The sequence below is a fragment of the Pseudomonas sp. RIT-PI-q genome (assembly GCF_001297125.1).
In the GTDB taxonomy this organism is placed as follows: Bacteria; Pseudomonadota; Gammaproteobacteria; order Pseudomonadales; family Pseudomonadaceae; genus Aquipseudomonas.
Map to the genome: position 1 here is coordinate 76,025 of NZ_LHPC01000029.1, position 19,754 is coordinate 95,778.

17 protein-coding genes are annotated in these 19,754 nt (G+C 59.7%); 12 read left to right on the top strand and 5 right to left on the bottom strand.

All coding sequences use genetic code 11. The features are described from left to right. The first annotated feature begins 225 nt into the window (after window positions 1-225). Together AEQ67_RS15935 and AEQ67_RS15940 are read left to right on the top strand one after the other, a co-directional pair. Window positions 226-909 carry a response regulator transcription factor gene (locus tag AEQ67_RS15935; RefSeq protein WP_059404796.1) on the top strand — a complete coding sequence of 228 codons (684 nt, stop codon included), beginning with the start codon at window positions 226-228 and terminating at the stop codon, window positions 907-909. Beyond that, a complete protein-coding gene (locus tag AEQ67_RS15940) occupies window positions 887-2,281 on the top strand; it encodes a sensor histidine kinase (RefSeq protein ID WP_059404797.1) in 1,395 nt (464 codons plus the stop codon). The genes AEQ67_RS15935 and AEQ67_RS15940 overlap by 23 nt, the downstream gene beginning before the upstream one ends. 132 nt (window positions 2,282-2,413) lie before the next feature. Here the strand turns inward: AEQ67_RS15940 and AEQ67_RS15945 are convergent, their stop codons facing one another. The 3 genes from AEQ67_RS15945 to AEQ67_RS15955 are packed head-to-tail and all read right to left on the bottom strand — an operon-like array spanning window position 2,414 to window position 4,668. Then, window positions 2,414-2,824, bottom strand: a complete 411-nt coding sequence (locus AEQ67_RS15945) for an SRPBCC family protein (RefSeq protein ID WP_059404798.1) — start codon at window positions 2,822-2,824, stop codon at window positions 2,414-2,416. Between the two features lie 27 nt (window positions 2,825-2,851). Beyond that, window positions 2,852-3,649 carry an SDR family NAD(P)-dependent oxidoreductase gene (locus tag AEQ67_RS15950; RefSeq protein ID WP_059404799.1) on the bottom strand — a complete coding sequence of 266 codons (798 nt, stop codon included), beginning with the start codon at window positions 3,647-3,649 and terminating at the stop codon, window positions 2,852-2,854. A gap of 2 nt (window positions 3,650-3,651) precedes the next feature. After that, window positions 3,652-4,668: an aldo/keto reductase gene (locus tag AEQ67_RS15955; RefSeq protein WP_059404800.1), complete on the bottom strand. Its 1,017-nt coding sequence runs from the start codon at window positions 4,666-4,668 to the stop codon at window positions 3,652-3,654. A gap of 194 nt (window positions 4,669-4,862) precedes the next feature. Here AEQ67_RS15955 and AEQ67_RS15960 point away from each other — a divergent pair, with 194 nt between their 5' ends. After that, a complete protein-coding gene (locus AEQ67_RS15960) occupies window positions 4,863-5,762 on the top strand; it encodes a LysR substrate-binding domain-containing protein (protein WP_059404801.1) in 900 nt (299 codons plus the stop codon). A 204-nt stretch (window positions 5,763-5,966) separates the two neighbouring features. Beyond that, on the top strand, window positions 5,967-7,160 hold the full coding sequence (locus AEQ67_RS15965; RefSeq protein ID WP_059404861.1) for an MFS transporter: 1,194 nt from the start codon (window positions 5,967-5,969) through the stop codon (window positions 7,158-7,160). 107 nt (window positions 7,161-7,267) lie between these two features. Here the strand turns inward: AEQ67_RS15965 and AEQ67_RS15970 are convergent, their stop codons facing one another. After that, the gene (locus tag AEQ67_RS15970) at window positions 7,268-8,611 is read right to left on the bottom strand and encodes an MFS transporter (RefSeq protein WP_082377861.1); all 1,344 of its coding nucleotides are present in this window, start codon (window positions 8,609-8,611) and stop codon (window positions 7,268-7,270) included. A gap of 291 nt (window positions 8,612-8,902) precedes the next feature. On the opposite strand from AEQ67_RS15970, the gene AEQ67_RS15975 reads away from it, so the two are divergent. The 3 genes from AEQ67_RS15975 (at window position 8,903) to AEQ67_RS33865 (ending at window position 13,099) form a co-directional block, all read left to right on the top strand. Next, window positions 8,903-10,336, top strand: a complete 1,434-nt coding sequence (locus tag AEQ67_RS15975) for an aldehyde dehydrogenase family protein (protein ID WP_059404802.1) — start codon at window positions 8,903-8,905, stop codon at window positions 10,334-10,336. 233 nt (window positions 10,337-10,569) lie between these two features. Beyond that, entirely contained in the window at window positions 10,570-11,706 is a 1,137-nt protein-coding gene (locus tag AEQ67_RS33860; RefSeq protein ID WP_082377862.1) for an RHS repeat-associated core domain-containing protein, read from the top strand. 310 nt (window positions 11,707-12,016) lie between these two features. Further along, the gene (locus tag AEQ67_RS33865; protein WP_082377863.1) at window positions 12,017-13,099 is read left to right on the top strand and encodes an RHS repeat-associated core domain-containing protein; all 1,083 of its coding nucleotides are present in this window, start codon (window positions 12,017-12,019) and stop codon (window positions 13,097-13,099) included. 202 nt (window positions 13,100-13,301) lie between these two features. Here the strand turns inward: AEQ67_RS33865 and AEQ67_RS15980 are convergent, their stop codons facing one another. Further along, window positions 13,302-14,579 carry an OprD family porin gene (locus tag AEQ67_RS15980; RefSeq protein ID WP_059404803.1) on the bottom strand — a complete coding sequence of 426 codons (1,278 nt, stop codon included), beginning with the start codon at window positions 14,577-14,579 and terminating at the stop codon, window positions 13,302-13,304. A gap of 195 nt (window positions 14,580-14,774) precedes the next feature. Here AEQ67_RS15980 and gcvA point away from each other — a divergent pair, with 195 nt between their 5' ends. The 5 genes from gcvA to AEQ67_RS16005 all read left to right on the top strand — a co-directional run bounded on the left by gcvA (window position 14,775) and on the right by AEQ67_RS16005 (window position 19,732). Further along, on the top strand, window positions 14,775-15,680 hold the full coding sequence (gene gcvA, locus AEQ67_RS15985; RefSeq protein ID WP_059404804.1) for a transcriptional regulator GcvA: 906 nt from the start codon (window positions 14,775-14,777) through the stop codon (window positions 15,678-15,680). Between the two features lie 93 nt (window positions 15,681-15,773). Beyond that, on the top strand, window positions 15,774-16,670 hold the full coding sequence (locus tag AEQ67_RS15990; RefSeq protein ID WP_059404805.1) for an NAD(P)-dependent oxidoreductase: 897 nt from the start codon (window positions 15,774-15,776) through the stop codon (window positions 16,668-16,670). A 1,055-nt stretch (window positions 16,671-17,725) separates the two neighbouring features. Next, window positions 17,726-18,085: a Zn-ribbon domain-containing OB-fold protein gene (locus AEQ67_RS15995; RefSeq protein WP_059404806.1), complete on the top strand. Its 360-nt coding sequence runs from the start codon at window positions 17,726-17,728 to the stop codon at window positions 18,083-18,085. Next, window positions 18,082-19,227: a thiolase family protein gene (locus AEQ67_RS16000; RefSeq protein WP_059404807.1), complete on the top strand. Its 1,146-nt coding sequence runs from the start codon at window positions 18,082-18,084 to the stop codon at window positions 19,225-19,227. Before AEQ67_RS15995 ends, AEQ67_RS16000 begins: the two co-directional genes overlap by 4 nt. A gap of 4 nt (window positions 19,228-19,231) precedes the next feature. Then, entirely contained in the window at window positions 19,232-19,732 is a 501-nt protein-coding gene (locus AEQ67_RS16005) for an SDR family NAD(P)-dependent oxidoreductase (protein WP_269084735.1), read from the top strand. Window positions 19,733-19,754 lie beyond the last annotated feature (22 nt).

Genomic DNA, 19,754 nt, shown 5'->3' on the forward strand with positions numbered 1-19,754 from the left:
CATGCAAATTGCAAGGTGCGGGCAATATCAACGGGTTTTATGCATTAACGGTAAAAGCTCAAAAGATCGCGGCCTGCGGCAGCTCCTACAGGGGATTGCGTTCTCAATATAGGCACTGCCGCAGGCTGCGATCTTTTGCTGTTTGTGAAGTTTTATTTAGAAAGCCTGCCATCATTTATTGGCAAAATGCCGCTCACGTTGAGCACTCTTAATCAGGCCCGCCCTATGACCCGCATCTTGACCATCGAAGACGACGCCGTAACCGCCCGGGAAATTGTCGCCGAACTGAGCAGCCATGGCCTCGACGTGGATTGGGTCGACAATGGCCGCGAAGGCCTGGAGCGCGCGGTCAGCGGCAACTATGACTTGATCACCCTCGATCGCATGCTGCCCGAGCTCGATGGCCTGGCGATTGTCACCACGTTGCGGACCATGGGCGTGGCCACGCCGATCCTGATGATCAGCGCCCTCTCCGACGTCGACGAACGTGTGCGCGGTTTGCGTGCCGGCGGTGACGATTACCTGACCAAACCGTTCGCCACCGATGAAATGGCCGCCCGGGTCGAAGTCCTGTTGCGCCGGCAAAACACCGTGACCGCCCAGGCCACCACACTGCGGGTGGCGGACCTGGAACTGAACCTGATCAGCCACGAAGCCAGCCGCGACGGTCAACTGCTGACGCTGTTGCCCACCGAGTACAAGTTGCTGGAATTCCTGATGCGCAACACCGGGCAGATTCTGTCGCGGATGATGATTTTCGAAGAGGTCTGGGGTTACCACTTCGACCCCGGCACCAACCTGATTGACGTGCACATCGGCCGCCTGCGCAAGAAGATCGACCCGCCCGGCAATCTCCCATTGATCCGGACCGTGCGAGGCTCGGGTTATGTCATTGCCGAACCCGTCTAAAGGCTGGCGTTCCTCCAGCAGTCGCCTACTGGCGCTCTACAGTTCGCTGTTCGTGCTCTGGAGCGGCATTCTCATGGGGGTCATGTACTACGAGGTGTCCGATTACCTGGACAACCTGGCCAAGCATTCGCTGATGCAGCGCCAGCATTTGTTTTCGCGTTTTCAGGGCGAACAACTGATGGACGCCCTCGCTGTCAGCATGACCTTCGACATTCGTGGCATCGATGCCTATGGCTTGTTCGATGCTCAGCATCGCTATCTTAATGGCGCCCTGCGGCACATCCCCGAAGGCCTGCCGCTGGACGGCAAGATTCACATGCTCAGCGACTGCGCCGACTCCGACGACCCGACCCTGCCCGCCGACAGCTGCGACGCGGTGGCGACCCAGACCCGGGACGGGCGCTGGCTGGTGCTGGTGCGGGACAACGGTTCGTTGTTCGCCGTCACCCAGATCATCCTCCACGCGTTGTTCTGGGGCGGGACCCTGACGATCCTGCCGGGCATTGCCGGTTGGCACTTGTTGCGCCGCCGGCCCCTGCGGCGCATCCGCGGGATTCAGGCCAGCGCCGACGCCATCGTCGCCGGCGACCTGACTCGCCGCCTCCCCCTGTCCCACCGCCGCGACGAACTGGACATGCTCGCCGCCATCGTCAACGCCATGCTCGAACGCATCGAGCGCTTGATGAACGAAGTCAAGGGCGTGTGCGACAACATTGCCCATGACCTGCGCACACCGCTGACTCGTCTGCGGGCGCAGTTGTACCGCATGCAGCAACAGGCGGGCGAAGGGTCGCAGGAAGCGGCGCAACTCGATTCAGTGTTGGCTGAGGCCGACACCTTGATGGCGCGCTTTCGTGGATTGCTGAGGATTTCCGAGCTTGAAGATCGCCAGCGGCGCTCCGGATTCGTGCAACTGGACCCGCTACCGTTGCTGCAAGAACTGCACGATTTTTACCTGCCGCTGGCGGAAGAAGACGGGCTGATTTTTCAACTGCAATTGCCTGAATCGTTGCCTGTGCTGAACGGTGATCGGGCGTTGCTGTTCGAAGCGGTGGCGAACCTGCTGAGCAACTCGATCAAATTCACACCACCGGGAGGCGAGGTGATTTTGCGTGGGGTCAATGAAGGGGGGCATACGCGCATCGAAGTGCTCGACTCAGGTCCCGGGATTCCACTGGCCGAGCGAGAGGCAGTGCTCCAGCGTTTCTATCGTGCCAATGGGGGCAACCAGAAAAGCGGATTCGGGCTTGGGTTGTCGATCGTCGCGGCGATTGTCAGCCTGCACGGGTTCACGCTTGAAGTCGGCAGCAGTGAACTCGGTGGCGCGCGGTTGGTACTCGATTGCCAGCAGAGCCTGATCCCCCAAACCTGACTTATACACTGAACTGACACAAAACCTGTGGGAGCGAGGCTTGCCCGCGATGGCGGCCTGACAGACAAAACATCGTCGTCTGACAGTCCGCTATCGCGGGCAAGCCCGCTCCCACAGGGATTTGTGGTGTTGTCAGGCGGGGTAGTTCGCCCGCAGGGCTTCAAGGCCGCCCTGGTAGATGCCGGTAAACAGCGCCGTCACTTCTTCCTCACTCACACCGACCGGCGCAAACCGGCCAGACCAGGTCACCCGCGCGCCCTGCCCTTGCGCTTCAACACTGATCGTCGCCAGGTAATCAGTGGCCGGAAACGGTGCCTGCAGGATCGAATAACTGTAGGTTTTCGCCGCGTTATCAAACGCCTCAAGGCGCTCCACAACGACCGCGCCATCCGCCGTTTGCAGGCTGCGCACGCGCCCGCCTTCGCTGAGTTCACTTTTGGGAATGAACGGCAGCCAGTCCGGCAGCGAGTCGAAGCCGCCGATCAATTGCCAGACCTGATCGGCCGAAGCCGGGATGTCGATGGATGCTGATGCTGTTGCCATAGGAATTGCTCTCTTAATCAGTAAAGTTCAGATCGCCATGCTGTCGACGACACCGCCGTCAACGCGCAAGGCCGCGCCGGTGGTGGCCGAGGATAACGGTGAAGCGATGTACGCCACCAGATTGGCGACTTCCTCGACATGGGCCACGCGCTGGATGATCGAGGTTGGCCGGGCCGTGCGCACGAAGGCGTCGGCTTCTTCCTGGAGGCCGCGACCGGATTGGGCCATGGCATCCTTGAGCATCAGCTCCACGCCGTCGGTCAATGTCGGGCCCGGCAGAATCGCATTGACCGTCACCCCGGTGCCCGCTAGCCGTTTGGCCAGGCCATGGGACACCGCCAGGTTGGCGCTTTTGGTCACGCCATAGTTGAGCATGTCGGCCGGAATCGCGATCCCGGATTCCGAAGACAGGAAAATCACCCGCCCCCAGCCCTGCTTGACCATGTCCGGCACGTAATGCCGGGACAGGCGCACACCGGAGATCACGTTGATCTCATAGAAACGCGTCCACTCGCTGTCGGGTGTGTCAAAGAAATCCACCGCGTTGAAGATCCCAAGGTTGTTCACCAGGATGTCGGCCCGTGGCTCGGCGGCGAACAGTTTTTCCGCACCTTCGGCCGTACCGAGATCGGCAGTCAGCCCGCGCAGTTGAGCGCCCGGCACCTGCTGGCGAATGCTCGCCAGCGCCTGTTCGACCTTGGCCGTCTCGCGGCCGATTACCACCACCGTGGCGCCGGATTCGGCCAGCGCCTTGCTGATGCCCAGGCCAATGCCGGCGGTGCTGCCGCTGACGATGGCGAGTTTTCCAGTCAGATCGATTTTCATCTTCAACCTCCAATGATGGGCAAGGGAGCACGCTCGGACACCAGTTTCGCCTCGCGCAACGCCTGCCAAAAGGCTGCGGGAATCACCGCCGACAACGCCGCGACATCTTCAGCAATCCGGTCTGGACGGCTGGAACCTGGAATCACCGCCGCCACGGCCGGGTTAGCCAGGGAGAACTGCAATGCCGCCGCTTTGATGTCGACACCGTGAGCGGCTGCAATGCGTTTGATCTGCTCGACTTTGTTAATGATCGCCGGGCTGGCCTTCTGGTATTCGAAGTGCGCGCCACCGGCCAGGATGCCCGAGCTGTAAGGGCCGCCGACCACGATTTCGACATTCTGCGCCAGGGCCGCGTCCATCAAACGCTGTAACGCGCGGTCATGGTCGAGAAGAGTGTAGCGACCCGCCAGCAGAAAACCGTCCGGTTGCGCTTCGCTCAGATCAAGGGTCAGCTCGCATGGCTCAACTTTATTCACGCCCAGGCCCCAACCCTTGATCACGCCTTCTTCGCGCAAGCGAGTCAGAACTTTGAAGGCGCCGGTGCGCGCCTGGTTGAAGTATTCCAGCCATTGATCGCCGTAGAAGTCCTGGGCGATGTCATGCACCCAGACGATGTCCAGGCGATCGGTTTGCAAACGCTTGAGGCTGTCTTCGATCGAACGCATCGTCGCGTCGGCGCTGTAGTCGTTGACGATCTTGTTGGGGCGGCCGTGGTCGACCACGCCGCTCTTCTCGCCGAGACCACGGGCGGCGGCGTCTTCGAGTTCGTCGAGAATCCCCCGGCCAGCCTTGCTGCTCAGCACGTGGTCGTCACGGTTGTACGGGGCCAACGCGGCACCGAGGCGAATTTCGGAAAGGCCCGAGCCGTAAAACGGCGCGGTGTCGAAGTAACGTACACCGGCATCCCAGGCGGCGTGAACAGTGGCCATGGCCTCGTCTTCAGGAATGGCGCGGAACATGTTGCCCAGTGGCGCAGTGCCAAAACCCAGAGTGCCGGGCAGTTTGTCTTTCAAGCTCATAATCAATTCCTCTCGAATATTGTAGGAGCCGGCTTGCCGGCGAAGGCGCCGGCACAGTCGACACTGATATCGCCTGGCGAGTCGCTTTCGCCAGCAAGCTGGCTCCTACAGGTGACCGTTGAGCAGATCCTAGATTGCGATGATCGGACCGTCCAAGACATAATGCGCAGCACTTGAGTCCCCAGAGGTCTGACATGATCGACATCCGTCAATTGCGCTACTTCGTCGCGGTCGCCGAAGAAGAACACGTCGGTCGCGCCGCCGAACGCCTGCACATTTCCCAGTCGCCCCTGAGCCGGCAGATCGCCCAACTTGAAGAACGCTTGGGCCTGACCCTGTTCGAACGCAGCCAGCAGCGCATTCGCCTGACCCGCGACGGCCAGACGTTTCTCGCCGAAACCCGCGCCCTGCTGACCCACGCCAATCGTCTGGAATCCCTCGGCAAGCGCCTCGGCCGTGGCGAAGAAGGCGGCTTGTGCATCGGCTACATCGAAAACGCCATGCATGCCGGCGTCTTGCCCAATGCCTTGCGCGTGCTGCGGGTCGACCGGCCGAACGTGCACGTCGCGCTGTACAACCTGAGCTCCGCCGAACAACTCGAAGGCCTGCGACAGCGTAGTCTCGATATCGCCCTGGTCAGTGAACCGCCCGTCGCCGACGATCCGGACCTGCTGGGTTTTCAGGTGCTGGACGACCCGATGTTGCTGGCCTTGCCTGAAGATCATCCATTGGCTAACCAGACAACATTGACCCCGGCCGACCTCGCCGATCAGGAGTGGATCGGCGTGCAACACCACCATAACGTCGCCAGCCGCGAAAACTTCGTCAGCGCCTGCATCCGCGCCGGCTTCACCCCGGACATCCGCATGGAAGCCACCGGCCCCTTCACTGCGTTGGCTCTGGTGTCCTCGGGGCTGGGCATCGCCATGATTCAAAAAGGCTTGAGCCGCAATGCACCGCCGGGCGTGGTGCTGCGGGAAGTGCCGTGGATTTCCTACACCCGACCGCTGTGGGCGGCGTGGCACCGGATCAATTTGCGACCGTTGGTGGAAACGTTCAGGAAGTTGCTGACGGAGCCGGGGTCGGTGCAATAGAGAGATCGCAGCCTCGTTGCACTCGACAGCTCCTACATTGAAATGCGATTCCCTGTAGGAGCTGTCGAGTGCAACGAGGCTGCGATCCTTTGCTCGTTTCAACGCATGAGATTTGCTCAAGCGGGCCTGCAGTTTTGTGCTTTGACCCGATTCCCTTTCGCCGACTACAACAGCGACTCGTTTGTCATTCATGGGGAACATCAGATGCCTGAAAGCAAAACCGGATTGCCCGCCAGCGTCGCGCTGACACTGGCCACGTGCTGCGGCTTTTCGGTCGCCACCATCTACTACAACCAGACCATGCTGCCGTTGATTGGCGCCACGTTCAGTATCTCCGGCGCCCACGTCGGCCAGATCGCCATGCTGACTCAGCTTGGCTACGCCCTTGGCCTCTTGCTGTTTGTGCCACTGGGCGACCGGATCACCCGTCGCTCGTTGATCCTCGGCATGCTGAGCCTGAACTTCCTCAGCCTGATCGCCTCCGCCATCGCGCCGACTTATTCGATGTTGCTGTTGGCCAGTGTGGTGCTGGGCCTGTCGGCCGTCAGTGCGCAAATCATCATCCCCGCCGCCACCGCCCTCGCCCACCCGGACCAACGGGGCAGCGTGTTGGGGATGATGGTCAGTGGCTTGTCCGCAGGTGGTCTGTTGGCGCGAGCCCTGAGCGGTGCCGTCAGCACCTGGATCGGCTGGCGCGGGATGTTCTTCGCCGCAGCCGCCATGAACGTGTTGTTGTTCGTGGCGATCCTGATGCGCATGCCGGCGACCGCGCCGTCCAGCACCCTGCCCTATCTGGACCTGATGAAATCGATGTGGAAACTGGTCCGCGAGCATCCGACCTTGCGTCGCTCGTCATTGACCGGTGGCCTGATTTTCGGCGCGTTGAACGTGTTCTGGGGTTCCATGGCCTCGTTGCTGGCGCTGGAGCCGTACCAGTATTCCAGCGGCCAGGCCGGGTTGTTCGGGCTCTCGGCCATCGTCGGGATTTTTGCTGCCTCTTACCTTGGACGACTCACTCAACATTACGGCATCAAGCTCAGTTACCTGGGAACCGGCACTGTGCTGTTGGCGTTCATCGCGTTGTACCTGGGTGGTGCTGCGGGGTTCTGGTGGTTGATCCTGATCTGCGCCACGGCGCTGGACATTGGCAACCGCGCCAATCAACTGGCCAACCAGGCACGGATTTTGGCGCTGGCGCCGGAGGCGGTGAGCCGTCTTAATACGGTGTTCATGGTCACCTACTTCACCGGCGGTGCATTGGGCTCGGCGCTCGGTGCCAGCGCTGCCGGGTTTTACGGCTGGCAAGGGCTGGCAGTGGTGGGTGCGGTGTTTGCGGTGTGCGGGTTGATGGCGATCATCTATTCCCGACAAGCCGAAAAAACCCGGGCAATCAGTTGAGGAAACCTGTAGGAGCGAGCTTGCTCGCGATGGACGTCAACGATAACGCGTGTGTGCTGGATATACGCGTCGTCCTCAAGTCCATCGCGAGCAAGCTCGCTCCTACATCACCGCAACGGCTGCCCCCGCGTCTCCGGCATCCGCAGGTAAACCACGGCGCTGATCGCACTGATCACCGCCAGGTAAATCCAGAACAATCCGCCATACCCCCAACCCGCCATCGCGGCCATCAGGTACGGCGCTGTACCGCCGAACAAGGTCACCGACAACGCATACGGCAAGGCAATTCCAGTCACGCGAACCTCCGCCGGAAACTGTTCAGCCATGGTCACCGCCGATGCCGCACCAAAGCCGGTCATGATCACCATCGACACGGTCTGGATCAACGTCACCTCCATCAGGCTGATCCCGACGTGCAGCAATCCAAAGCTCGGCCAGGCCCAGAGGATCGAGGCGATGGCAAAGGCAATCAACACCGGACGCCGCCCGACCCGATCCGCCAGTCTGCCGGCGAACGGCAACAACACCAGCGAGACACCGACGGAAATCACCCCGGCCAACAAGGTGTCGCGAATCGACATCCCGGTGATCAGGTGCACCTGATTGGGGTAGCTGACCATCCACACGTAGTTGAGCAGGTTGCCGGCCATGGCGATGCCGATCACCCGCATGGCGTCGCGGCGATGGCTGAACAGCAGTTCACGGATCGGACGTTTTTTGGTGTGGCTGGCGCTCTTCGATTTGAAGATCTCGGTCTCGCGCACCGACAGGCGAATCCACAAAGTGATCAGGCCCATCAACGCCGCAATCACGAACGCCACGCGCCAGCCCCAGTCGTAGAGCGCGGTGTCGCTGCCCATCGACGCGAGAGCGAAGCCCAGCAGGAACGAGACCAGCGTGCCGGCATTAATGGCGAACCATTGCCACGATCCAGCGAAGGCCCGGCGATGCGGCGGGGCCGACTCGATCAGAAACGCCGAAGCAGAGCCAAACTCCCCCCCCGCAGAGAAGCCCCGCACCAGCCGCGCCCGCACCAGAATGATCGGCGCGGCAATGCCGATGCTTTCGTAGTTAGGGCAGATGCCGATCACCAGCGAGGCGATGGACATCAGCAGGATCGACAGTGTCAGGCCTTTTTTGCGGCCGTAGCGGTCGGCCAGTTGACCGAGCACGGCGCCGCCGATGGGGCGCATGATGAAGCCGACGGCGAACACCGCCAGCACCGACAGCAATGCGGTCACGCCGTCACCGGCGGGGGAAAAACGCTTGGCGGGGGTGGGGGGAAATGTCGCGTAGATCACCCAGTCGGTGTACTCGACGATGGTGCCGAGGGTGGCTGCGACGATTGCTTTGTTCTCGGCTCCGGTTAACTGGCGGCCCTGGATTTGCGGCGCCGTCGTTGCGGTGGATGACGATGGCAGTGCACCGTCCACAGTATTGGAATTGCTCATTTTACGGCTCCCGTGGGCGCTATTATTGTTGACCTTTGGACGCGGCCTCAGCGTTGCTACGGGAGAAATATCCGGCGTTGGCGCCTGCTCGTGAAGCGAGTTTTAAGGGCGGTTGGGTTGACTAAAAATCAAGTCACTGCATTGAGATTTTCTCAACGGACGCCCCTTTAAATCTCGGTTGAAGCGACCTCGGCGAGGGGGTGTAAATGCACGTCATCATGGGGCTGCCCACGACTTCCCCCATGCACTGCACTGCTTCGATAAAAAAAGTCCCACGAGGAGAACCCTGCAATGTTCGAGCAAACCCACAGCTTCATCGATGGGCGTTCCGTGCCGCCGCTGGACGGCCAATACGAAGACAAGATCGACCCGCGCACCGGCGAAAAACTCAACGAAGTGGCGAGCAGCGGACCTGCCGACGTGGCCATTGCAATCGATTCCGCCGCCGCCGCGCTGCAAGCCTGGCGTGATCGGCGCCCGGCCGAGCGCGGGCGCATCCTCAACGATTTCGGGCGCTTGATCCGCGCCAGCGAAAACACCCTCGGCGCCCTGGAACGGGCCGAGACCGGCAAGCCCGGGCGCGAGATGGCCACGCTGATGGACCTGACCGCGCAGTATTTCGAGTTCTACGGCGGCATCGTCAACGTCATGGACGGCGAAGTGATCAACCAGGGGCCGAACTACCACGTCTACACCCGCCGCGATCCGTTCGGCGTGATCGGCGTCATCCTGCCGTGGAACGCCCCACTGCATCAGGCCGCCCGGGCCATCGCGCCGGCACTGGCCACCGGCAACACCGTGGTGGCGAAACCGTCCGAACACACCTCGGCATCACTGGTGGAACTGGCGCGCATGGCCATCGAGGCCGGCATTCCGCCCGGTGTGTTCAACGTGATCGTGGGCAAGGGTAGCGTCATCGGCCCGGCCATGGCGCACAACCCACACATCCGCAAAATCTCCTTCACCGGCGGGATCCGCGCCGGTCAGGAACTGGGGCATATCGCGGCGGACCGCATCCTGCCGCTGACCCTGGAACTGGGCGGCAAGTCCGCCAACATCGTGTTCGACGACGCCGACCTCGACGCCGCCGCCAAAGGCTCGACCCTCGCCTTCACCTGGAACAGTGGCCAATGGTGCGCGGCCGGGACACGCTTGCTGGTGCAGGAATCCATTTACGACCGTTTCGTCGACAAACTGGTGGCCGAAGTCGCCAACCTGCGGGTTGGCCCGCAGGATGATGCGACTTCCGGCCCGATCACCACCCACGCGCAATTCGAGAAAATCCAGAGCTACTTCGCCATCGCCCAACGCGAAGGCCTGACCCCGGCCATCGGCGGCAAAGTCGCCAGCCATCAGGGTTTCGAAAACGGCTGGTACATCGAACCGACGGTCTACACCGGCGTGACCAACGACATGACCCTGGCCCGGGAAGAAATCTTCGGCCCGATTGTTTGCGTGATTCCGTTCAAGGATGAAGCGGATGCGTTGCGCATCGCCAATGACAGCGAGTTTGGCTTGGGGGCCGGGATCTGGAGCCGCGACATCGGCCGCGTACACCGCGTCGCCGCGAACCTCGAAGCCGGGCGCATTGTGGTCAACGAATACAGCGGCGGCTTCGTGCAGACTCCGTGCGGCGGATTCAAGCAGAGCGGTTACGGCCGTGAGCAAGGGGTGGATGCGTTGTCCCATTACACACAACTGAAATCAGTGATCATCCGCCTCTGAAGCATTTCGCCCCCCCTGTAGGAGCGAGCTAGCTCGCGATGGACGTCAATGAAAACGCACGTTTCCTGGAGAAATGCGGCGCTCTCAGGTCCATCGCGAGCAAGCTCGCTCCTACAGGGGCTTGATCAATCGATGCTCATCCACATCGTCTACCTATCAGTTCTGATAGTACCCAGCCGCCGCACGACCGCTGATACTCAAGCTCTCTGCCCTCGATGGCCCGGAGCGTGCGAATGTCTTCCACACATCCAACCCTGCGCTGTCTCTATCGTTACGATCCATTGGATCGTCTGATCAACCTGGCCCAAGCAAATACACCCGCGCATCAGCGCTTCTACTGCAGAAGCCGCTTGGCTACTGAGATTCAGGGCGCAATGCAGCATTCGATCATCCAGCACGGCGACCTGTTGCTCGCGCAACAACGGCGTGAGAGTGAGGACATCAGCGCCACCTTACTGGCCACCGACGTGCAACGCTCGGTGTTGCACACGCTTGAGAAAAACCATCAGCAACAATCTATCGCCTACTCCCCCTACGGCCACCGTCACGTTGAAAACGGATTGACCAGCCTCCTGGGGTTCAACGGCGAACGCCCCGACCCGGTGACCGGGCATTATTTGTTGGGGAATGGGTATCGGGCGTTTAATCCTGTGTTGATGCGATTTAACAGCCCCGATAGCTGGAGTCCATTTGGAGAGGGTGGTTTGAATTCCTATGCGTATTGTCTTGGCAATCCGACAACTTCAAGCGATCCCACCGGACATCTTTCCTTCATCACAAAACCTGCAAGTTCATTCTCGCAACCAAGAACCGTGCGTCTTAAAGACTCATTCGGGAGTTTCTCTCCACCACTTACAATAAGACCTGGAATTTCAACTACCCGCGCCGCAAAAGCGTTTTCAAAACTTACTGAATTAGATCATTGGGGATCGGATCAGATAGTCCAAAACGACGCATATTTAGAAGAATTAACCACAGCGAGAATCGCCTCCACCAACTCCAAATTGAACCTGCAGAAACTTTCGATCGGAACCATTCAATCAAAATCGATACCTACAAATGCTCTCCCACCCAAGCTTCAAGAAATCTCAAGAAATATAACTCCACCCAACGAACGCCACGTTCTGCTTGAATACATTGAAACTGGTAAACATGCTCACTATGACGGCGATTCAGGCCCTTTCTCGCACGCCAAACTGTTACTAGCCAAAAGTGGTGAGTACCATCCATCAACACCACTTTACCTGCGACCAACCTCTGCAGCGGCCAAGGAGTATTGGGATCACATACTTGCTGTCCGCAATCCTAAAAAAGCCAGCTTTGAAGCTAAAGCCCTAGCTATCAGAGATATTCACTTTCTTCTCCCATAACCCGCTCTGGATTACATAACCCAATTCGGAATTGCGCTCCCACTCCTTACCCGACGCAGAGCGCGCACGCACACTGAATCGATGTCGACCCCCTGTAGGAGCGAGCTTGCTCGCGATGGACGTCAACGAAAACGCACGTTTCCTGGAGAAATGCGGCGCTCTCAGGTCCATCGCGAGCAAGCTCGCTCCTACAGGGGCTTGATCAATCGATGCTCATCCATATCGTCTACCTATCAGTTCTGATAGTACCCAACCTTCGCATCACGGCAGATACTCAAGCTCCAAGCCCTCGAAAGCCCGGAGCGCACAGATGTCTTCCACCCAACCATCCTTGCGCTGTCGTTATCGCTATGATCCGCTGGATCGTCTGATCAGTCATACCCGCCCGGATACGCCCACGCATCAACGCTTCTACTGTAAGAGCCGTTTGGCCACCGAGATTCAGGGGGCGGTTCAGTATTCGATCATCCAGCACGGCGACCTGCTGCTCGCGCAGCAACAGCGCGATGGTGATGAGACCAGTGCCAACTTACTGGCCACTGATCTACAACGCTCGGTGTTGCATACACTTGAGAAAAACCATCAGCGACAATCCATTGCTTACTCCCCCTACGGCCACCGTCCTGCCGAAAACGGTTTGACCAGCCTGTTGGGGTTTAACGGTGAACGGGTGGATTCGGTCACCGGCCATTACTTGTTGGGGAATGGATATCGGGCGTTTAATACGACGTTAATGCGATTTAATAGCCCGGACAGTTGGAGTCCGTTTGGTAAAGGCGGGTTAAATGGGCATGCCTATTGTTTGGGAGAGCTGATTAATAAAAGAGATCCAAATGGACATTCTCCTTTCGCTTATATCCGAGCACTAAATAACGCAAAATCATTACTATCAGACAATGGTTCATTTCAAATAAAAAAAAGTGCATCCAGCAAACAAATTTTAGAAGCTGCCAAACACTTCACGAAAGCAAATCAACTTCCAAACTCAATAGAATCAGATAGAATTTCGACGTTCTTGCACGATTACGAACACAGAAACTCTCCAAACCTGCAAAATACCGCAATCAAAACAATAAGCAAAAACAACCTATCATTAGAGAATCTCCCGCCGACAATGCGATCTGCCGTCACACTACCTGCTCGCCCATACAACTCCAGCGATTTACTCGAAACAATAGCTATAAAAAATGAACGGGGGCAAGTATCAAACTACGACCATGAAATGTTAAAACAGATGAGCAGCCGTGAAATATTTAAGTATGATAGCAATGGAAAAAAAATAAAACCCGGAATAGCTCAAAAGTATCTGGCCCGACTTGAACATATACGAAAAGAGGATTCCCGATTTTATGACGACTACATAAAAAACCTCTCTGACAATATTTACGAATAAAATCGCCTGTACATCTGGCCATAGTGGGTTACGAGGTACGTTCGTACAGACTTAGTAAATCTGCACGATGAGGAAGTGCCCTCTTACAGAATCGCGCAGCAGCGCCAAACTCCTTGAGCCAAACACTGCTGAGTGTTGCGACTGCTACAGGGGTACTATCGCCCTCGTCACAAAGTAATTTTTTGGTGTTTCCATTTTCGGATTACCACAGCGCCAGCGAGTAGCTGACAATCAACCGATTCTCATCAATATCACTGGAAAAATTGCTCCGCGCACTGGCATTTTTCCACTTCAACCCGAGGTTCTTCAACGGCCCGCTCTGGATCACATAACCCAATTCGGAATCGCGCTCCCACTCCTTACCCGCCGTAGTACGCGTGCGCACGCTGACGTCGTCACCCGACAAATAGCGAGTCATGAAGGTCAGTCCCGGAATGCCCAACGCCGCAAAGTTGTAGTCGTACCGCGCCTGCCACGAGCGCTCATCCTGATTACCGAAATCATTGATCTGCACCAGGTTCACCAAATAGCCGTCGGTGCCATTGATGTTGGCGAAACCGGTGTCGCCACTCATGCGCTGATAACCCAAGCCCAGTGCATGACCGCTAACGCTGTAGGTAAACATCGCGCCCAGCGCCGAGTTGTCGACATTACTGCCGCCCTCGTCGAGGCTGCGCGCCCAGCGCAAATCGGAACTCAACGTCTGCCCTTCGCCGATCGTCCATTTGTGGTTAAGGGTCAGGTAATGCTGCTGGTAAATCCCCTCCAGCTCCCCGTAGTGGTACGCCGTACTCAGCGCTGGCGACCAACGATACGTCGCCCCGGCAAAGTCGAAGCGATCGCTGCTGGAATGGCGGCCGAGGCGGATGTTGCGCGACACACCGTTGTAGACGCTCATGTCCTCGTTGTCGGAGGAGTTGCGCAATTTGGTCTGGTCGAGCCGGCCGAGGTCCAGGGACAGGTTGTCGATGTCGGCAATGTTGAACCAGGCGCCGCGAAAGGTTTGCGGCAGCAGGCGCGAATCGTTGTACATGACCACCGGGATTTTCGGCAGCAAGGTTCCGACTTTCAGCGTGCGGCGGGCCATGCGCAGTTTGCCGGTCGCGCCGAGTGCACCGTACTCGTCCTCGGCCCGCCCACCCGGCCCGCGTGCCGTGTTGAGCAGGCCGGTGCCGGTGCGGTCCGGCGAGGAATCGAGCTTGATGCCCACTAACCCGATGGCGTCGAAACCGACGCCGATCAGGCCGTCGGTGTAACCCGATTCTACCTTCAGGATGAAGCCCTGCGCCCATTCCTCGGCCTTGCTCTGGGCCACGCCGGACTGGCGGAAATCGCGGTTGAAATAGTAGTTGCGTAGTTCCAGGCTGGCTTTGCCGTCCTGAAAAATATCGGCACAGGCCGGGTTGAGTACGGTGCTCGCCGCGATGCAAACGGCAAGGCGTGGGACCACTGGGAAACCCTTGGATAAGGCGTTGTTCATGGGCATGTTTCTCTTATTGTTGTCAGGTTCGGCATCGCGCCAGACAAGCGCGTGAAGGCCGATCCTGAAAGCCCCGCCACGGGCCGACAATCGAGAAAAACACGCCCCTTCCTTGAGTTTTAATCAAGTGGGTTTAGGCTCTGGGTTACGTACACTGCGCGCCGCTCCTCCCAGAAGAACAAGAGTTTGCTCACTATGGATCGCCTGCCCCCCCTTAATGCCATCCGCGCATTCGAGTCCGTCGCCCGACATTTGAGCATCACCGTTGCTGCCGACGAATTGAACGTCACTCCCGGTGCGGTCAGTCGGCAGATCCGCACCCTGGAAGAGTTTCTCAAACTCGATTTGTTCGTGCGGGGTCATCGGCAGATCACCCTGACCGCCGCCGGCGAGCAGTATTTTCGCGCCGTCGCACGGGTGGTCGAAGATCTGCGCGGGGCCACCAAAAAACTCATGTCGCCGCCCCGCCGCCGCCAGCTCAAGGTCCGCGCCTACACCACGTTTGCGATGCAATGGCTGATCCCGCGGCTGGCGAGTTTCCATGCGCAGAACCCGAAGATCGAAGTGCTGTTGACCGCCTCGCTCGACCCGGTGGATTTCTACAAGGAAGACATCGATGCAGCCATCCGCCTGGGTTCCGGTGAGTGGCCGAACTGCAATTGCTACGTGCTCAGCGACAATCAGTTGGCTCCGGTTTGCAGCCCCTCGCTGCTGCAACACGGCCCGGGGTTGCAGACCCCGGCCGACATCGCCAACTACACCATGCTGCATTCGATTGCCCGCCTCGAAGACTGGCGTTATTGGCTCGAGGCCTGCGATGTCAGTCGTGAAGTCGATGCACCCGCCGGCATGACATATCAGAGCTCGTCGATGGTGTACGCGGCGGCTGTCGGTGGCCAGGGCATTGCCATGGCGCAGCTGTTCCTGGCGAGTAAGGAGTCGCTGGATGGCAGCCTGATTCGGCCGTTCGAGCAGGTGGTGGACATGGGCGTCTACACCTATTACCTGCTGACGCCCAAGCATCGAGAAGAAAGTGCTGACCTGCGGATTTTTCGGGAATGGCTGCTTGAGCAGACACGCATTGCCCGCGATCAGGATTGAGATTTAATCAAGGCACAGCGGCGTAAAACTGCTTTGTCGGTCAATTGTCGGCGTGTCTAGCATGAGGTCTCCAACCATAAAAAGAGACCCGCCATGACTACCCCTTCCATCGGTTTTATCGGCCTCGGCGCCATGGGCCAGAAAATGGCCCGCCATCTGCTCGACAAAGGCTTTGACCTGAACGTGTTCGACCCCAATCCCCAAGCCCTGGCGCCGTTGCTTGAACGTGGCGCGCGTAGTTTTGCGACGCCGCGAGAAGTGGCTGACCATGCGCAGATTGTGCTGGTCTGTGTGCCGACCCCGGACATTGTCGAACGCGTGGTGCTGGGGCCCGACGGTGTGATCCACGGCCAGCAGATCAACATCCTCGTCGACCACTCCACCACCGGCCCAAGCCTGGCCCGGCGCCTGCAGGCGGGGCTGGCCGAGCGCGGCATCGACGCCCGCGATGCGCCAGTGGCCGGCGGTGTTGCAGGGGCGCAGAACGGCACGTTGTCGGTGATGGTGGGGGGCGATCGCGGCGCCTATGACCTCTGCGCGCCGGTGTTTGCGGCGTTCGGCAAGAAGGTCGAACACATTGGCACTGAACCGGGGCTAGGCCAGACCTTGAAACTGGTCAACAACATGATCGTCGCCGCCACATTGGTTGCCACCAGCGAAGCCATGCTGTTCGGGGTCAAGTCCGGGCTCGATGCGCGGCAAATGGTCGAGATGCTCAACGCCAGCACGGCACGCAGTTTCACCAGCGAACAGATCCTTGCAGGGACCGTGATGCGCAGGGAATTCGATTTCGGATTTCGCCTGGATTTGATGCGCAAGGATGTGCGGTTGTTTCTGGCCGAGGCGGAAAATGCCGGGGCGCCTGTGTTCACCAGTTCGGTGGTGAAACAGTTTTTTGACCAGGCCTTGAGTGAGGGTGATCCGGCGCGGGATATGACCCATGTGGTGCAGGTGCTGGAGCAGTTGGCAGGGGTAACACTGCAAGGCTGACCGAACGGACACCTGATCTGTAGGAGCGAGCTTGCTCGCGAAGAGGCCGGCACATCCAGCATCCATATCGGCTGACACACCGCCTTCGCAGGCAAGCCCGCTCCTACAATTGATTGGTGTCGTACGCAGAATTTATGCTCGCTGACGATCCAAGGTGGGAGCGGGCTTGCCCGCGATGAGGCCGGCACACACAGCATCCATATTGGCTGACACACCGCCTTCGCGGGCAAGCCCGCTCCTACAATTGATTGGTGTCGTCCGCAGGGTTTGTGCTCGCTGACGATCCCCTGTGGGAGCGGGCTTGCCCGCGATGAGGCCGGCACACACAGCATCCATATTGGCTGACACACCGCCTTCGCGGGCAAGCCCGCTCCTACAATTGATTGGTGTCGTCCGCAGAATTTATGCTCGCTGACGATCCAAGGTGGGAGCGGGCTTGCCCGCGATGAGGCCGGCACACACAGCATCCATATTGGCTGACACACCGCCTTCGCGGGCAAGCCCGCTCCTACAATTGATTGGTGTCGTCCGCAGGGTTTGTGCTCGCTGACGATCCCCTGTGGGAGCGGGCTTGCCCGCGATGAGGCCGGCACACACAGCATCCATATTGGCTGACACACCGCCTTCGCGGGCAAGCCCGCTCCTACAATTGATTGGTGTCGTCCGCAGAATTTATGCTCGCTGACGATCCAAGGTGGGAGCGGGCTTGCCCGCGATGAGGCCGGCACACACAGCATCCATATTGGCTGACACACCGCCTTCGCGGGCAAGCCCGCTCCTACAATTGATTGGTGTCGTACGCAGGGTTTGTGCTCGCTGACGAACCCCTGTGGGAGCGGGCTTGCCCGCGATGAGGCCGGTACACAGAGCATCCATGTCGGCTGACACACCGCCATCGCGGGCAAGCCCTCTCCCACAGGTCTGCGCTTTGCCTTACCGATGGTTTGATTTTTTCTCAATCAATCCCGGTTTTTATATCGTTTGTCGCACCCTGTGCGCTGCCCGACCATGACCTCCAGCGCTCGCCCGCGAGCCCATAACAACAGGAGGTCATCATGAGTTTTTCCACGCCCATCTGGGCAGCCACCACACCGCCCAGCCTTCGCGCCTCGCGCCATCATCGCAGCGGTGACATCTTCTTTCCGGCCGTACCTGCCGAATCGCCCCTGACCAGTCAATTCGACGACACCTTCCTCGACGTAGAGGGCCAGGTCTACAGCTTCACCATCATGCACCCGAGCCCGAAAAGCGGCCTGCCACCGTTCGTTCTCGCCTATGTCGATTTGCCCGGTCCGGTGCGTCTGTTCGGCCGTTTGATCGGCAGCCCCGACCGCCCCGCCATCGGCGAAAAATGCCGGGTGATCGCCGACGAAACCTTCGGCTACGTTTTCCAATCCCTGGAGGCACGTCCATGAGCCAGATGCATGTAATGGGCGGCGCAATGACCGTCTTCGGTCGTCACCCCGGCGTCATGGCGCCCGAATTGGCCCAAAGGGCAATTCTCGATGCAGTGGCCGATGCCGGCCTGCAACTGGCCGATATTCAGGCGGTTTACTGCGCCAACGTGCTGGGCGGGATGATTCTCGGCCAGGTGATCCTGCGCGATCTTGGGCTCCAAGGCATTCCGGTCTACAACATCGAAAACGCCTGCGCCAGTGGCGCCACCGCTGTGCCCCTGGCCCGTCACGCCCTGCTGGCCGGTCAATACGAGCGCGTGCTGGTGTTCGGCATCGAGCAGCTGACAGCGTTAGGCGGCGGTACGATTCCGATGCAGCGCAATGACCGCATGACCGATCTTTACGCAACGGCCGGGATGGTATTGCCGGCGGTCTACGCGATGCGTGCCACCCGCTTCCTCCATGAGCGTGACGCCAAACCTGCCGATCTCGCGGCGGTGGCGGTGAAGAATCGTCGTCCCGGCTCCCCCAACCCATTCGCCCAGCAACGCACTGAAGTCAGCCTTGAAGAAGTGCTCGCCTCGCGGATGATCGCCGACCCGCTGACCCTGTTGCAGTGCTGCCCGTCGCAAGTGGACGGCGCCGCCGCGCTGGTACTGGGCAACAAACCCGGCCCGCATGCCAAAGACGTGAAAGTGCTGGGTTCGATCATCGTCTCGGGCCTGCGCGAAAGCGGTGACGAGGACATTCTCGATGCCGAGATCACCGCCCGCGCCGCACGCCTGGCCTATGAACAGGCCGGCGTCGCGCCCGCCGATATCGGCGTGGTCGAGTTGCACGACGCGTTCACCATCGCCGAGCTGCTGTATTACGAAGCCCTCGGTCTGGCGGCGCCGGGCGAAGCCGTGGCGCTGTTGCACTCGGGCGCCACTTCGTTGGGCGGCCGGGGGCCGGTCAATCCAAGCGGTGGTTTGCTGGCCAAGGGGCATCCATTGGGCGCCACCGGCGTCGCGCAAATGGGCGAATTGTTCTGGCAGTTGCAAGGTCGAGCAGGCGATCGACAAGCCGGCACGCCACGCCTGGGCCTGGCGCAATGCACCGGTGGCGGTCTCGCCGGGGTCGATCATGCGGCATCCGCCGTGCACATCCTTGGAGCCTGAAGTCATGAACACTCAAAACTTCTCTGCCGGCCAGGTTGCCGTCGTCACTGGCGCCGCCCGTGGCATTGGACTGGCCATCGCCCGGCGACTGGCGCACCAAGGCGTGTTTGTCTACTTGTTGGACCGCGACGAACAGGCGCTGAACAGCAGCGTCAGCGCCTTGCAATTGGAAGACTTGCAGGTCGCCGGGATTGCCCTGGACTTGACCGTAGGCGAGTCCGTCAACGCCGCCTTCGCACAGATTCAGCAGGCCCATGGCCGTCTGGATTTTCTGGTGAACAACGCCGGAGTGGTGCGCGATAAACGCTTCCTCAACATGACCGAACAGGACTGGGATCTGGTGGTGGACACCAACCTGCGGGCGCAATTTCTCTGCTGCAAAGCGGCCTTGCCACTGATGTTGGAGAAAGGATTCGGGCGCATCGTCAACATGTCGTCCCGGGCCTGGCTCGGCGGTTTTGGGCCGGCCCACTATTCCGCGGCCAGGGGGGCGGGGGCAGCCTGACCCGCAGCCTGGCGATCGAATT

Excerpts from the sequence above, each read along its gene's own strand:
- AEQ67_RS15935 (WP_059404796.1), top strand. The coding sequence starts at position 226 with ATGACCCGCATCTTGACCATCGAAGACGACGCCGTAACCGCCCGGGAA.
- AEQ67_RS15940 (WP_059404797.1), top strand. The coding sequence starts at position 887 with ATGTCATTGCCGAACCCGTCTAAAGGCTGGCGTTCCTCCAGCAGTCGC.
- AEQ67_RS15945 (WP_059404798.1), bottom strand. The coding sequence starts at position 2,824 with ATGGCAACAGCATCAGCATCCATCGACATCCCGGCTTCGGCCGATCAG.
- AEQ67_RS15950 (WP_059404799.1), bottom strand. The coding sequence starts at position 3,649 with ATGAAAATCGATCTGACTGGAAAACTCGCCATCGTCAGCGGCAGCACC.
- AEQ67_RS15955 (WP_059404800.1), bottom strand. The coding sequence starts at position 4,668 with ATGAGCTTGAAAGACAAACTGCCCGGCACTCTGGGTTTTGGCACTGCG.
- AEQ67_RS15960 (WP_059404801.1), top strand. The coding sequence starts at position 4,863 with ATGATCGACATCCGTCAATTGCGCTACTTCGTCGCGGTCGCCGAAGAA.
- AEQ67_RS15965 (WP_059404861.1), top strand. The coding sequence starts at position 5,967 with ATGCCTGAAAGCAAAACCGGATTGCCCGCCAGCGTCGCGCTGACACTG.
- AEQ67_RS15970 (WP_082377861.1), bottom strand. The coding sequence starts at position 8,611 with ATGAGCAATTCCAATACTGTGGACGGTGCACTGCCATCGTCATCCACC.
- AEQ67_RS15975 (WP_059404802.1), top strand. The coding sequence starts at position 8,903 with ATGTTCGAGCAAACCCACAGCTTCATCGATGGGCGTTCCGTGCCGCCG.
- AEQ67_RS33860 (WP_082377862.1), top strand. The coding sequence starts at position 10,570 with ATGTCTTCCACACATCCAACCCTGCGCTGTCTCTATCGTTACGATCCA.
- AEQ67_RS33865 (WP_082377863.1), top strand. The coding sequence starts at position 12,017 with ATGTCTTCCACCCAACCATCCTTGCGCTGTCGTTATCGCTATGATCCG.
- AEQ67_RS15980 (WP_059404803.1), bottom strand. The coding sequence starts at position 14,579 with ATGAACAACGCCTTATCCAAGGGTTTCCCAGTGGTCCCACGCCTTGCC.
- gcvA (WP_059404804.1), top strand. The coding sequence starts at position 14,775 with ATGGATCGCCTGCCCCCCCTTAATGCCATCCGCGCATTCGAGTCCGTC.
- AEQ67_RS15990 (WP_059404805.1), top strand. The coding sequence starts at position 15,774 with ATGACTACCCCTTCCATCGGTTTTATCGGCCTCGGCGCCATGGGCCAG.
- AEQ67_RS15995 (WP_059404806.1), top strand. The coding sequence starts at position 17,726 with ATGAGTTTTTCCACGCCCATCTGGGCAGCCACCACACCGCCCAGCCTT.
- AEQ67_RS16000 (WP_059404807.1), top strand. The coding sequence starts at position 18,082 with ATGAGCCAGATGCATGTAATGGGCGGCGCAATGACCGTCTTCGGTCGT.
- AEQ67_RS16005 (WP_269084735.1), top strand. The coding sequence starts at position 19,232 with ATGAACACTCAAAACTTCTCTGCCGGCCAGGTTGCCGTCGTCACTGGC.